Origin of the sequence: Chitinibacter sp. SCUT-21, from assembly GCA_041874755.1 — a bacterium.
Taxonomy (GTDB): domain Bacteria; phylum Pseudomonadota; class Gammaproteobacteria; order Burkholderiales; family Chitinibacteraceae; genus Chitinibacter.
This window is the reverse complement of sequence record CP102611.1, coordinates 3,296,530-3,309,404: the sequence shown is the minus strand read 5'-3', so window position 1 is coordinate 3,309,404 and position 12,875 is coordinate 3,296,530. Positions and strand designations below refer to the sequence as shown.

12 protein-coding genes, 1 tRNA gene and 1 pseudogene are annotated in these 12,875 nt (G+C 50.2%); 8 read left to right on the top strand and 6 right to left on the bottom strand.

The genetic code is table 11. The annotated features are described in order from the left end of the window. Positions 1-151 precede the first annotated feature (151 nt). From NT239_15470 to NT239_15460, 3 genes are all read left to right on the top strand, one after another. Complete coding sequence (locus NT239_15470; GenBank protein ID XGA71137.1) at positions 152-628, top strand: Rrf2 family transcriptional regulator; 477 nt, start codon at positions 152-154, stop codon at positions 626-628. 211 nt (positions 629-839) lie between these two features. Then, a complete protein-coding gene (locus tag NT239_15465; GenBank protein XGA71136.1) occupies positions 840-1,163 on the top strand; it encodes a DUF2249 domain-containing protein in 324 nt (107 codons plus the stop codon). A 54-nt stretch (positions 1,164-1,217) separates the two neighbouring features. After that, the gene (locus NT239_15460) at positions 1,218-2,414 is read left to right on the top strand and encodes an NnrS family protein (GenBank protein XGA71135.1); all 1,197 of its coding nucleotides are present in this window, start codon (positions 1,218-1,220) and stop codon (positions 2,412-2,414) included. A gap of 287 nt (positions 2,415-2,701) precedes the next feature. Here NT239_15460 and NT239_15455 read toward each other — a convergent pair. Together NT239_15455 and NT239_15450 are read right to left on the bottom strand one after the other, a co-directional pair. Next, a tRNA-Thr gene (locus tag NT239_15455) sits at positions 2,702-2,777 on the bottom strand. Positions 2,778-2,840: 63 nt separating this feature from the next. Next, positions 2,841-3,863, bottom strand: coding sequence for a CDP-6-deoxy-delta-3,4-glucoseen reductase (locus NT239_15450; protein ID XGA71134.1), 1,023 nt, complete (start codon positions 3,861-3,863; stop codon positions 2,841-2,843). Between the two features lie 20 nt (positions 3,864-3,883). Between NT239_15450 and NT239_15445 the strand changes: the two genes are divergently transcribed. Beyond that, positions 3,884-4,837: an NAD-dependent epimerase/dehydratase family protein gene (locus NT239_15445; GenBank protein XGA71133.1), complete on the top strand. Its 954-nt coding sequence runs from the start codon at positions 3,884-3,886 to the stop codon at positions 4,835-4,837. A gap of 21 nt (positions 4,838-4,858) precedes the next feature. Here NT239_15445 and NT239_15440 read toward each other — a convergent pair whose 3' ends face one another. From NT239_15440 to queA, 4 genes are all read right to left on the bottom strand, one after another. Further along, complete coding sequence (locus NT239_15440; protein ID XGA71132.1) at positions 4,859-5,308, bottom strand: bacteriohemerythrin; 450 nt, start codon at positions 5,306-5,308, stop codon at positions 4,859-4,861. Positions 5,309-5,442: 134 nt separating this feature from the next. Continuing rightward, the gene (locus NT239_15435) at positions 5,443-6,792 is read right to left on the bottom strand and encodes an HD-GYP domain-containing protein (GenBank protein XGA71131.1); all 1,350 of its coding nucleotides are present in this window, start codon (positions 6,790-6,792) and stop codon (positions 5,443-5,445) included. Between the two features lie 205 nt (positions 6,793-6,997). Continuing rightward, positions 6,998-8,110, bottom strand: a complete 1,113-nt coding sequence (gene tgt, locus NT239_15430) for a tRNA guanosine(34) transglycosylase Tgt (protein XGA71130.1) — start codon at positions 8,108-8,110, stop codon at positions 6,998-7,000. A gap of 220 nt (positions 8,111-8,330) precedes the next feature. After that, positions 8,331-9,365, bottom strand: a complete 1,035-nt coding sequence (queA, locus tag NT239_15425; protein XGA71129.1) for a tRNA preQ1(34) S-adenosylmethionine ribosyltransferase-isomerase QueA — start codon at positions 9,363-9,365, stop codon at positions 8,331-8,333. 215 nt (positions 9,366-9,580) lie between these two features. On the opposite strand from queA, the gene aroQ reads away from it, so the two are divergent. From aroQ to NT239_15405, 4 genes and pseudogenes are all read left to right on the top strand, one after another. Then, positions 9,581-10,033, top strand: a complete 453-nt coding sequence (gene aroQ / locus NT239_15420; GenBank protein XGA71128.1) for a type II 3-dehydroquinate dehydratase — start codon at positions 9,581-9,583, stop codon at positions 10,031-10,033. A gap of 58 nt (positions 10,034-10,091) precedes the next feature. After that, a complete protein-coding gene (gene accB / locus NT239_15415) occupies positions 10,092-10,553 on the top strand; it encodes an acetyl-CoA carboxylase biotin carboxyl carrier protein (protein XGA71127.1) in 462 nt (153 codons plus the stop codon). 72 nt (positions 10,554-10,625) lie between these two features. Beyond that, the gene (gene accC / locus NT239_15410; protein ID XGA71126.1) at positions 10,626-11,996 is read left to right on the top strand and encodes an acetyl-CoA carboxylase biotin carboxylase subunit; all 1,371 of its coding nucleotides are present in this window, start codon (positions 10,626-10,628) and stop codon (positions 11,994-11,996) included. A 638-nt stretch (positions 11,997-12,634) separates the two neighbouring features. Further along, positions 12,635-12,763, top strand: a pseudogene (locus NT239_15405) (carbohydrate-binding protein). The last annotated feature ends 112 nt before the right edge of the window (positions 12,764-12,875 follow it).

Below are 12,875 nucleotides of genomic sequence, written 5' to 3'. Positions count from 1 at the left end.
CTAAGAATTTTTTATTTTTTATTGGCTTGGTTGTAGTAAACAGGACGGGGGTTCAACTCCCCCCACCTCCACCAACACACTAATAAAGCCCGCTAGCGGGCTTTATTTTTTACTATGTCTCGGCACTCCAACTCTTAGCAAGAGGCTTGCAATGCGCCTGAATGTATTCACCGATTACTGTTTACGCTCGCTGATTTACATTTGCTTGAAAGAGGGTCAAATCGTTACCCGCGCTGAAATTGCTCAGGCGTATGCCATTTCTGACAATCACTTGATGAAAGTGGTCCATTTTCTCGCTCAAGAGGGCTTCGTGCAAACCCTGCGCGGAAAAGGGGGGGGCATACGTTTGGCGCGTGAACCCCACCTTATTAATCTGGGTACGCTCGTACGCGCCAGCGAAGAAGATAGCCCTATCGTTGAGTGCTTCGACCCAGAACATAACAGCTGCAATATCGTAGCGGCATGCCGTTTAAAACACATCTTACATGAAGCAGTGCAAGCGCTTTATCTGGTTTTGGACCACTACACCTTGGCCGATTTAGTCCAAAATCGGCATGAACTCACCCCTATTTTTGCGATTCAACTCCCGACACTCCCCGCAAAAAATATCCCATCCCTTAAGCGATAAACCACAAACGTAAGTCTTGAAGAACATGGCTTACTCGATGCATTAATATACATACAATTTACATATTACATTAAACATGTATAAAATATACATGTATCAACTCTATACCTCACTTTGCAAGCAAACGCACACGGTAGAAAACTCAATGTATACCGCTAGAGGTTAGGCAAATATTGATTTACCACACCATACCTACCACAAAGGAATAGCTATGACATCTTGTGCCACTTCACATTTAAGTTTGGATGGTGTTTATGGATTTGACGCCAGAGGCGTTGCTAAGCGCTTTCGACACGCCGCGATTTTCGGCGCACTTGATTCGCTAGATGAAGGCGAAACCATGCGCTTCGTCAATGATCATGACCCACTACCACTACTGGCTCAGATCAAACAACGCTATCAAGGCAAGGTAAAAGTGAGCTACCAACAACGCACTCACGAAGCCGTAGTCATTGATTTTGCCATTCAATCCATACAAGCAACAGCTACCAACGAAGGCTGCGGCACAAATGGCTGTGCATGCAGCGGCCAGTAAAGAGCATAACGTCGAGTAAATGCATTACTGCGACTTAATTTCTGGGAGCAAACTATGAATCAGCGACTCAGCACCTTATTTTGCACACCCCACCGACTCGGTTTTTTTTGTGGCGCAGCCGTGCTCATTGCCAGTTTGGCCCTATGGACATTTGAAATGATTAGTCGCAGCGGGGGGCTTGCACTGGCCGGCACAGTGCCTGCAATGCTATGGCACGGTTATGTGATGATTTATGGTTTTTTCCCACTTTTTATGTTGGGTTTTATTTATACCGCAGGACCACGCTGGCTAAATGTCAGCAGCCCCACCCGCAGGCAATACATCCCTGCAATCATCGGGTTCTCCTTAGGAACCATTGCAACACTAACAGGACGCTGGTCCATTGAATTCTTGCAAGCGGGCGCTGCCCTTGGCTTTTGCAGCTGGGTCTGGGCAATTACGATATGGTGGAATGCCATTAAACGGAGCAGCGCTGTCGACAAAATTCACGCCTATTTTATTGGCACTGCTTTTGCACTGGGGGCGCTGGGCATGTTGTTTGCCAATATCTGGCTCTTCAGCAGCAACGCAAATTGGTGGCTTGCCTCAATCCATCTGGGCATCTGGGGCTTTTTACTCCCGGTATTTTTAACCGTTAGCCATAGAATGATTCCATTTTTTAGCGCCAATGTGCTCAAACCCTATCAAGCTTGGCGACCCAATTGGCTCCTCTATACATGGGGAGGGTTACTAGCGGTAAATCTTATTTTTAAATTACTACAACTAAATACCCTGCTAATCAGCCTATTTTTAACCCTGTTATTTCTGTATACAAGCTGGCGCTGGCGGTTGTTCGACTCGTTCCAAATCAAGCTTCTCGCAATGCTACATATGGCTTTTGCGTGGACCGGCATCAGCCTAATACTTTTTACAATCAATGATGCTCTGGTCTTTCTGGGTTACACAGGCCTAGGCTTTGCACCATTGCATGCTTTAACCATAGGTTTTTTCTGCACTATGTTACTCGCCTTCGTCACCCGTGTTACGCTCGGGCACTCTGGCCGCCCCCTCATCGCAGGCGGCGTGGCATGGATTACTTACTGGACAATGCATGGCGCAACCCTAGCCCGCGTAACAGGGGAGATTTGGCCCACTCAAGCAATCTATTGGTATACAGTCGCAGCTATTTTTGCTCTTGCCAGCCTGTTGTCTTGGTCACGAGTCTATTTGCCAATGTACTGGCAAGCCCGCATCGATGGGCAAAAAGGCTAAAACAACTAAGCCACCTGCAACCACAACAAACCAAGCCTAGACTGCCAATTAAAACAATTCAAAACAAAAATGGTGAAGACGCACACCAATCCGGCAGACTACCAAAGCGAAGAGCCTTAGTGTTTCATGCTTTGAATTGATGCACCAAACGCATCAGTCGCTTTAAAGCTCTAAAATGAGATAGTAGCTGATGTGGTTTGCTTGGAGGTGCGACAGGTAAGGACGTTGAAATTGCGTTGCGCAAATGACAAAGGGTTAGCAATTTCTTGCTAACCCTTTGATATTCTTGGTGCCGACGGCAGGAATCGAACTCGCGACCCCCTGATTACAAGTCAGGTGCTCTACCAACTGAGCTACATCGGCTAAGAGCTGCGCATTCTACACTATATTTTTAAATGCGCAAGCCCATTTTGAAGAATTTTTGCTTTATTTACTGTCTTTACTGCTAAAAAAGGCATCGGAGTAAAACTCGTTTTCTGGCAAACCTTTGGCAATCAATGCCTTATATGCAGCATCAACCATCACAGGCGCGCCGCAGGCGTAGACTTGGTAATGGGTGAAATTGGAAAAGTCAGCCTGCACCGCTTCGTGCACCAAGCCCGTTCTACCTTGCCATTGGTCTTCCGCTTTCGGCTCAGACAAAACCGGAATAAAGGTAAAGTTAGGGTATTGCTGCTGCCATTGCGATGGCACAGCCGGCATGTAGAGATCCTCTAGGCTACGACAACCCCAATACAGCACCATTTCGCGTTGGGTATTGTGATGCAAGGCGTGCTCTACGATACCCTTAATCGGCGCAAAGCCAGTGCCAGTGGCGATAAAGATAATCGGCTTATCGCTGTCTTCACGCAAAAAGAAGCTACCCAAGGGGCCGGTGAAGCGGAAAATTTCTCGCTCTTTCATCTGCTCCCAGACATAGCCAGAAAACTCACCACCCGGTACATGGCGGATGTGCAATTGCAAAAAGCCATCTTCGTGCGGCGCGTTAGCGATTGAAAAGCTGCGCTTATTACCGGTTTTGGTATGAATATCGATGTATTGGCCGGCTAAAAATTGTAGCCGTTCGGTCGATGGCAATTTCAGCGTTAATACCGCCACATCGTGCGACAGCTTGTCGATTTTTTCGATGCGCGTGGGCAGCGTGCGAATTTGAATATCTTTCGTCGCCGCCACTTCGCGGCATTCAATACTCACGCTATCGCTGACCGGCGTGGCGCAGCAAAATAATGCCAAGCCTTTGTCGACTTCTTCACTCGTCAGCGCCGTCGGTGAGTGATCGCCATGCGCCACCTCTCCAGCCAACACCTTGCCTTTACACGCACCGCAGGAGCCATTTTTACAGCCATAAGGCATATTAAACCCCTCGCGCATTGCTGCATCGAGCAGGGTTTCACCGTCAAACACGCTCAGTTGCTGACCAGAAGGTTCAATGATAAGTTGCTTACTCATTTGTACTGGATTTCCGACTTGTGCGAAAAAAACGCTTGTTAATTATTGGTTGTGGCGATGTGCTACAACGTGCGCTGCCTTGGCTGACTCAACGCTTCAAGGTGTATGCCACTGCACGCAACGCTGATAAAGCGCGCCAGCTGCATACCCTTGGGGTGACGCCTATTCTGGCCGATTTAGATCAGCACCCTATCCTGCAGCGCATTGCTGCGCTGGCCGATTACCTAATTCACAGCGCGCCGCCCGAGCAAGGCCACGGCGATCAGCGTACGCGGCGTTTATTGGCCGCGCTGTCCACTCGTAACGCGCATTCTGCGCCTGCTCGTCGCCACAAAAAGCCGATTTTAGCACAGCGGCGCTTGGTCTATATCAGCACCAGCGGCGTCTACGGCGATCACTCTGGGGCTTGGATCAATGAAACCAGCTCGCAAAAGGCGCGCAACGCCCGCGCGCTGCGCCGCGTTGATGCAGAACAGCAGCTGCGCGCATGGGCGAAACGCCAGTCTTTTTTAAATCAACACCCAACGCAAATCTGCATTGCCCGCGCCCCCGGCATTTATGCGCTAGATCGGCTGCCGACAGCGCGAATTGCGCGTGGCGAAGTCGGGATTGTCGCGAGCGAAGACAGCGTCAGCAATCATATTCATGCCGCTGATCTCGCGCATGCGGTATGCCTAGCGCTTTTTCGCGGCAAAGCGCAGCGAACTTACAATATTGTCGACGATGTGCCGGGAACCATGAGCGAGTGGTTTGATCAAGTCGCCGACTTCACCAGGCTAGCGCGCGTGCCGAAAGTGAGCCGCGAACAAGCGCAAACGCTACTATCGCCCACCATGCTGTCGTATATGAATGAATCGCGGCGGATTAAAAATCAACGCGCCAAACGCGAATTGCGCTGGAGCTTGAAATACCCAGATACAGCAACATTTTTTGCGCAACACCAAGGGCAGTATATCGCCACAACCAAGTATTGATTTGCCTTAGATGGCTATACATTAGGACCAAAAACGCTCAAGCCAGCTTTTCTTGTGCCAGCTTTTTTGCGCGCCGCGTGACAAAAAATGTTCTACATAGCGTTGGTCGCCTTCCATAATGTGGTTGGTCAGCCAGTTGCGTAAAAAGTGCAGCAATTCAAACGACACCGCCTCGCCTTTATTCAGGCGCGCTTGCAAATCGTTCATCTGGCTAATCAGGTCTTCGTGATGCGCCTTGTGCGCTTCGTATTCGGGATAACCCAAAATGCGCATCAGGCTTTCTTCCACGGTGAAGTGGATCCGGGTGTAATCGGCCAAGCGTTGCAATACTTCAATCGACGCGTCACGACCATGATGATGGCGAATGGCATCGTGCAATTCGTTCAGTAAATTGACCAACACCTTATGTTGTTCGTCGATTTCTTGTATCCCGACCGATAAGGATTCGTTCCATTCAATTAGCTGGCTCATGTCGTGCGCTCCTGTGTTTTTAGTATTCAAGCCGAACGTAAAGCTTGCATACTGCACAGGGCTTGCCCAACGCCGTTTGATTTAAATCAATGAGGACACAAGCACGACCATCCACTCAACATCGCTACAACACTCTATGCGGGCACCATTTGCAACTCTCGCTCCAGCACGGTTTTTAGGGCCGCAAAACAGCGCTCATCAATGGCATTACCCACCATCCCCGCCATGATTGCAAGGGTTTTTTCTGGCGAATTGGCGGCGTGATATGGCCGCTCGGCGCTGATCGCGTCGAAAATATCGGCCACGGTGATAATGCGGGTTTCTAAGCGAATTTGCGCTGCCACCAGACGCCGAGGATAGCCGTTACCATCTAAGCGCTCGTGATGCGCCCCTGCAACGAGCGCCAAATCGGCAAATTGCGCAATTTTGGCCAAAATTTCTTCACTTAAACGTGCGTGCTGTTGCACCGCGCGAAACTCGTCATCGGTGAGTTTGCCCGGCTTTTCCAAAATACTGCTACTCACGCCCAATTTGCCAACATCGTGCAACAAGGCCGCCCGCTTCACCCAGTTGCGGTGCTTGGCATCTAGACCTAATTCGTGCGCGATCAAATCGGCGTAAAAACCGACGCGTTCGCTATGGCCGGCAGTAAACGGACTTTTGGCGTCGACGACTTGACCAAAAGCCGAGGCAATTTCATCCATATACTCGTCATCCAGCGGTACCGTAAACTGCGCAGGCTCTAGCTTGAGGACTTCCAGCCCCACCTCGGGATCGGCCAAAGTGCGCCAAAAATCTGGATCCGCCGCGACCTTTTCAAACGCCGCGACTAGCAAAGGATCAAACCACGCCTCTGCCCGCTGCCGCGCCTCGGCTATGGCGGCGTCTTTACCGCGGGAAAAATGAAAGACGTCGATCACTTGGGAGAGCAAGGCAATGCGCGCGTTCAGCGGTATTTGGTCGCCCTGCAAGCCTTCTGGCCGCCCACTGCCGTCCCAATGCTCGTCAAGCGAATGAATACCGAGCGCCACCGATTCAGGAAAGCGCAATTGCCGCGCAATACGTGCGCCACGATCACAGCGCGTTTGTATCAGCTCATTGGCAATATCATCGCCATTGCGCATGATATTCAAAATAGCCGTCAGGCGTTTGGTCCAACTTTCATTGCGGCCGGTGTGTTCAAACACAAAGCCGAGCACTTGCGACAGGCTAGTGCCGACCAATTTAAAATCGCGTTTAAAACTTTGATCGTCGGTCAGATACAGCTCGCAAATGCGGGCGGCATTGCTGCTACAGCCCAAGTCTTTCAGCAACAAGGTGTAGTACAACTCCCAAATCGCCTGCTCGCTCATACCAATCTGCTGGCCAATATGTACGCCGATCCAGCAACAGCGCACACAATGTCCTTCCGGCTGCCCTTCGGTCATATCCAGCGCGTACGATAAAGAGCCCAACAGCTCGGCCAGTTTGAGAGATTCGCTCATGCGGATTCCTTGCGTCATCAAGTTTCCAGCATAGACAATTTAAGCTGCTAGCTTGCGTAGATCGCCGCAGAGCTTGGTGTGCGCAGTTCCACCTAATATACCTAGCAAAGTATTTGCATGTAGGAATTACTCTAATTGAGCTAGCGAGCTATACCCAACAAAAAATAGCGACCCACAGGTCGCTATTTTGCAATTTCAAATTAACTTAATCAGCGCCGCGCGCACGATCAGCTTTGAATTTCGCCACATATTGCGGGAATTGATCCGCCTCGATCGCATCGCGCATTTCTTGCATAATGACTTGGTAGTAATGCAGATTGTGGATGGTATTGAGTTGCGAGCTCAAGATTTCTTGGCTGCGGAACAAATGGTGCAAATAGGCGCGGCTAAAGTTGCGGCAGGTGTAGCAATCGCAGCTCTCATCCAGCGGGCGCGTATCTTTTTTGTAATGCGCGTTTTTGATCTTTACATTGCCATAGCGAGTAAACAACATGCCGTTACGCGCATTGCGCGTTGGCATCACGCAGTCGAACATATCGATGCCTTGGCTCACGCCGTACACCAAATCTTCTGGCGTGCCGACGCCCATCAAATAGCGCGGTTTGTTCACTGGCAATTGTGGCGCGGTATGCGCCAGAATGCGCTCCATTTCTTCTTTCGGCTCGCCGACCGACAAACCACCGATCGCCATGCCGTGAAAATCCAACTCGTTCAGACCGGCGAGCGACTCATTACGCAAGTCTTCGTGCATACCGCCCTGCACAATACCGAACAGCGCATTTGGATTTTCCAGCTTATTAAATTCGTCTTTCGAGCGCTTCGCCCAACGCAGCGAAAGGCGCATCGATGCGGCCGCGGTTTTGTGGTCGGCCGGATACGGCGTGCATTCGTCAAAAATCATCACAACGTCGGAATTGAGCACCTTCTGAATGCGCATTGATTCTTCGGGCGTTAAAAATAATTTATCGCCATTAATCGGGCTTTGGAACTTGACGCCTTCTTCGGTGATTTTGCGCATCGCGCCCAAGCTAAACACTTGGAAACCACCCGAGTCGGTCAGCATCGGCTTATCCCAGCCCATAAATTGGTGCAGACCGCCAAATTGCTCGATTACTTCCAAACCCGGGCGCAGCCACAGGTGGAAAGTATTGCCCAAGATGATTTGCGCCTTGATGTCATTCAGATCGCGCGGCGTCATCGCTTTAACGGTGCCGTAGGTGCCGACCGGCATAAACACCGGCGTTTGCACCACGCCATGATTTAAAGTCAAAGTGCCACGGCGCGCGCCGGCCGACGTAGTTTTTAATTCGAATTGCATGAAATCTTCCTAGAAAAAGCAGCCAGATACACAGTCCAGCGCGAGGCGGCAAGATTAACCAGCAAAGCCCGTGCTGGCAAGTTGAATATTACTCAATAAAAACAGGTCATTAGCCGCAAGTCGCGTAGCTACATCTTCAACATGATGCGAAATAAGGGAATTGTAGACATAAAAAAGGCGAAGATACTGATCTTCGCCTTTGCAAATCATCACGTTATTTTTATTGGGCCGCTGGCTCGAGTAACATTGAATCGCCGTAACTAAAGAAACGATATTCCTTGGCCACGGCGTGATCATAGGCCGCTCGCATCGTCTCATGCCCAGCAAAAGCCGACACCAACATCAGCAAGGTTGATTTGGGTAAGTGAAAGTTCGTCACCAAACGATCAATCACTTTAAATTGGTAGCCTGGCGTAATGAAAATATTCGTATCGCCTTCGGGTTCAGCCAACAAGCCATTTTGCGATGAGGCTTCCAATGCGCGCAGTGAGGTCGTACCTACGGCGATCACACGCTTACCAGTTGCCTTCGCCTCGTGAATCGCCGCCTGCGTCTCTGCAGGAATACGATAACGTTCGTGATGCATCACGTGCTGACTAATATCATCAACGCGCACCGGCATAAAGGTGCCAGCGCCCACGTGTAGCGTTAGAAAGCAGGTTTTAACGCCCTTCGCACGCAACTGTGCGAGGATTTCCTCAGTAAAATGCAAACCTGCCGTTGGGGCAGCTACAGCACCAGGGTCACGCGCATAAACCGTTTGATAGCGCTTAGCGTCTTCTTCATCCGGGACATGCGTGATATACGGCGGTAATGGCAACAAACCACTCGCTTCCAAAATATCGAGCACCGTTAAATCGGAATGAAAAGCCGAAAAATCGAGTTTAAATAAATCGCCTTGGCGCTCGGTCATCTCAGCGCTAAAACCACCCTGAAAATGTAAAATCGTGCCGGGCTTAGGGGCTTTCGACGCTTTGATGTGCGCTAGGGCTTGATGTTGATCCAACACGCGCTCAATCAGCGCTTCGATTTTGCCGCCGCTGGCTTTTTCGCCGAACATGCGCGCTTTAATCACCTTGGTGTCGTTAAACACCAAAACATCGCCTGATTGCAAAAGATCAGGAAGTTCGGTAAAAACGCGGTCGCTCAGGTTTTTACCCGCCACATGCAGCAATCGGCTCGTCCCACGCGTCTCGGGTGGAAATTGAGCGATCAGATGTTCGGGTAGGTGGTAGTCAAAATCAGATATTTGCATTGCAACAGTACGCCGTAAGCCTAGGTAATAATTCGCGGAAATTATATCAGTAAATCCCTATGTAACCCGCGCCAATACTGATGTAACAATATTTTTCCGTAAAAGTTCCCCTTGTAAGCGCAAAGAAATTAAAATATTTTCGCTGCTTTTTCTGGACAAGTTCGCCGAAGTTGCGGCAAACTCCGACGATTCACAGGGAATATAAGGATTGCTTTATGTCGTCTAACGACAAAATCCTGGTTCTACACGGCCCCAATTTGAACTTGCTTGGGCTGCGTGAGCCGCAGCACTACGGCAATATGACACTTGACGCAATCAATCAACGATTGCTCGAGTTAGGTCAGAAAAATCAGGTCAACGTTACGACTTTTCAATCCAATCGCGAATATGAACTCGTCGAGCGCATTCATGCGGCCTACGCTGAAGGCATCGCTTATATCGTGATTAACCCAGCTGCGTTCACTCATACCAGCGTTGCGCTGCGCGATGCTCTGGCTGGCGTCAAAATTCCCTTTGTCGAAGTACATTTATCGAATGTGCATGCGCGTGAAGCGTTTCGACATCATTCCTACTTTTCAGATCTCGCCACCGGCGTGATTTGCGGCTTGGGCGCGCAAGGTTATGAGTTTGCCCTCACCTTTGCGATCAACAAGCTAAAGTCCCAATAACATTAAGAGCTTCAAAAAAGCTTAGCTATTCCACCTTATAACAGAGAGGATTGCATCAATGGATCTGCGTAAACTAAAAAAACTCATCGACTTGGTTGAAGAATCTGGCATCGCCGAATTGGAAGTCACCGAGGGTGAAGAAAAAGTACGCATTACTCGCAGTGTAGCCAATCAAGGCTTCATGCAAGCGCCAATGCAATATCATATCCCTGCGGCACCAGCACCTGCAGCAGCCCCTGCCGCAGCCGCGCCAGCTGCAGCAGCTCCGGCGGCCCCAGCTGTTGAAGGCAATGTACAAAAATCACCGATGGTCGGTACTTTCTACCGCTCTTCTAGCCCTGGCGCGAAATCATTTGTTGAAGTGGGTCAAACCGTCAACGCGGGCGACACATTGTGCATCATCGAAGCGATGAAATTGCTCAACGAGATCGAAGCTGAACATTCAGGCGTCATCAAAGCAATCTTGATTGAAAACGGCCAGCCAGTTGAATACGGCGAACCGATGTTTATTATTGGCTAATTCTGTGATGCGTGGTGTGTGAGAGCGACTGTGAGTGGCTCGCACCCAGCTCACTCCTCACGGAGTTTGAATATGTTTGAAAAAATCCTTATCGCCAATCGCGGCGAAATTGCGCTGCGCATTTTGCGCGCCTGCCGCGAAATGGGCATCAAAACCGTTGTCGTCCACTCTGAAATCGATCGCGAAGCCAAATATGTGAAGTTGGCCGACGAATCAGTGTGTATCGGCCCCAACCCATCGGCACAAAGTTATCTAAACGTACCGCGCTTAATCGCTGCGGCTGAAGTCACTGGCGCACAAGCGATTCACCCTGGCTATGGCTTTTTGTCAGAAAACGCTGACTTTGCACAGCGCGTTGAAGAATCTGGCTTTGCCTTTATCGGCCCACGCCCTGATTCAATCCGCATCATGGGTGACAAGGTTGCCGCCAAAGACGCGATGAAAAAAGCGGGTGTGCCATGTGTTCCGGGTTCGGAAGGCGGTTTGCCAGATGATGAAGCCGAGATTTTGCGCCTCGGTCGCGAAGTCGGTTACCCAGTCATTATTAAAGCCGCTGGCGGCGGCGGTGGTCGTGGTATGCGCGTGGTGCATGCTGAAGAAGATTTGCTCTCTTCAGTAGCGCTGACCAAACAGGAAGCCAATCAGTTCTTTGGCAACCCGATGGTGTACATGGAAAAATTCCTGCAAACACCACGTCACGTTGAAATTCAGGTTCTTGCTGACCAGCACGGCAACGCGATTTACTTGGGCGAGCGCGATTGCTCAATGCAACGTCGCCACCAAAAAGTGATCGAAGAAGCGCCAGCACCGGGTGTAACAGAAGAGCAACGTCGCAGAATCGGTGAAGCGTGTGCCGAAGCTTGCCGTCAAATCGGCTACCGTGGAGCAGGTACGTTTGAATTCTTGTACGAAAACGGCGAGTTCTACTTTATCGAGATGAACACCCGCGTACAGGTTGAACACCCTGTGACCGAAATGATCACCGGCATCGACATCGTGCAAGAGCAAATCCGTGTTGCCGCTGGCTTGCCATTGCAGTACACGCAAGATGATGTGAAGCTCAAAGGCCATTCGTTTGAATGCCGTATTAACGCCGAAGACGCGGTGAAATTTATCCCTAGCCCAGGCCAGGTGACCAAATGGCATACGCCCGGCGGTCCAGGTGTACGCGTGGATTCGCACGTGTATCAGGGTTATACGATTCCACCAACGTACGACAGTATGATCGGCAAAATCATCACTTACGGCGATACGCGCGAGCAAGCGATGGCGCGGATGCGGATTGCGCTGTCTGAAATGGTGGTTGAAGGGATTAAAACTAATATTCCACTGCACCAGCAATTATTACTGGATAAAGCCTTTATCAAAGGTGGCACCAGCATTCATTATCTGGAACACCATATGGAAGAAATCCGGATCGCCATTGAAGGCAAAAAAGCCTAAATTACAACACCAGAAAAAGAGCAGCTTCGCTGCTCTTTTTTTTTGCCAACATACCAATGGCACGTATTTACCTATAAAGCACGCGCCAGCTAAACGCCAGAGCAATACCCCCAACACACTACCCAGTTTCAAATTCAGCAAATTCATCAGCAATCCATCATATTCTTACGGTGTAGTCAACTTCATTGCTGCTGCTCCTTTTTCATCTTACGATCACTTGACCTGAACTCACGGGCAGGTAAAAAGCAGCCTCGACTGCTTTCAACAAAAATCGAAGATGGATGGAGACAATGATGAACACTTTTGGTCGCAAACAACTGGCCACCCTCTTGAGTGGCATGCTCTTAGTAGCGGGCGTTCACGCCGCCACTTGGCAAGAAGGCAATAGCTACAATGCGGGCAGCACGGTCGATTACAACGGCAAAACCTACACGGCGCTAGTTACGCACACGGCCTACGTAGGTGCGAATTGGAATCCAGCAGCATCGCCTACGCTGTGGAAAGAAACAGGTAGCAGCACCAACCCAGTAGCAACGGCAACGCCGAATCCAACAGCATCACCGATTGCGCCACCAAGCAACACCCCAGCCAATATCACACCAATACCCGTGGTAACGCCAGGCACGACTATTGGCGGATCTTGGGACAAGTCAGCGGTTTATACTGGCGGCCAACGTGTCAGCTATAACGGCAATACTTATGAAGCAAAATGGTGGACTCAAGGCGACACCCCAGGTGCGAATGAATGGGGTCCGTGGAAATTAGTCGGCGTAGCTCAAACTCCAATTCCACCAACACCAACACCTAAAGTGACACCAGTTGGTAGCTGCATTAGCCCAGGCTTTACACCGGAATGCACGCCAACGCCATCACCAACGG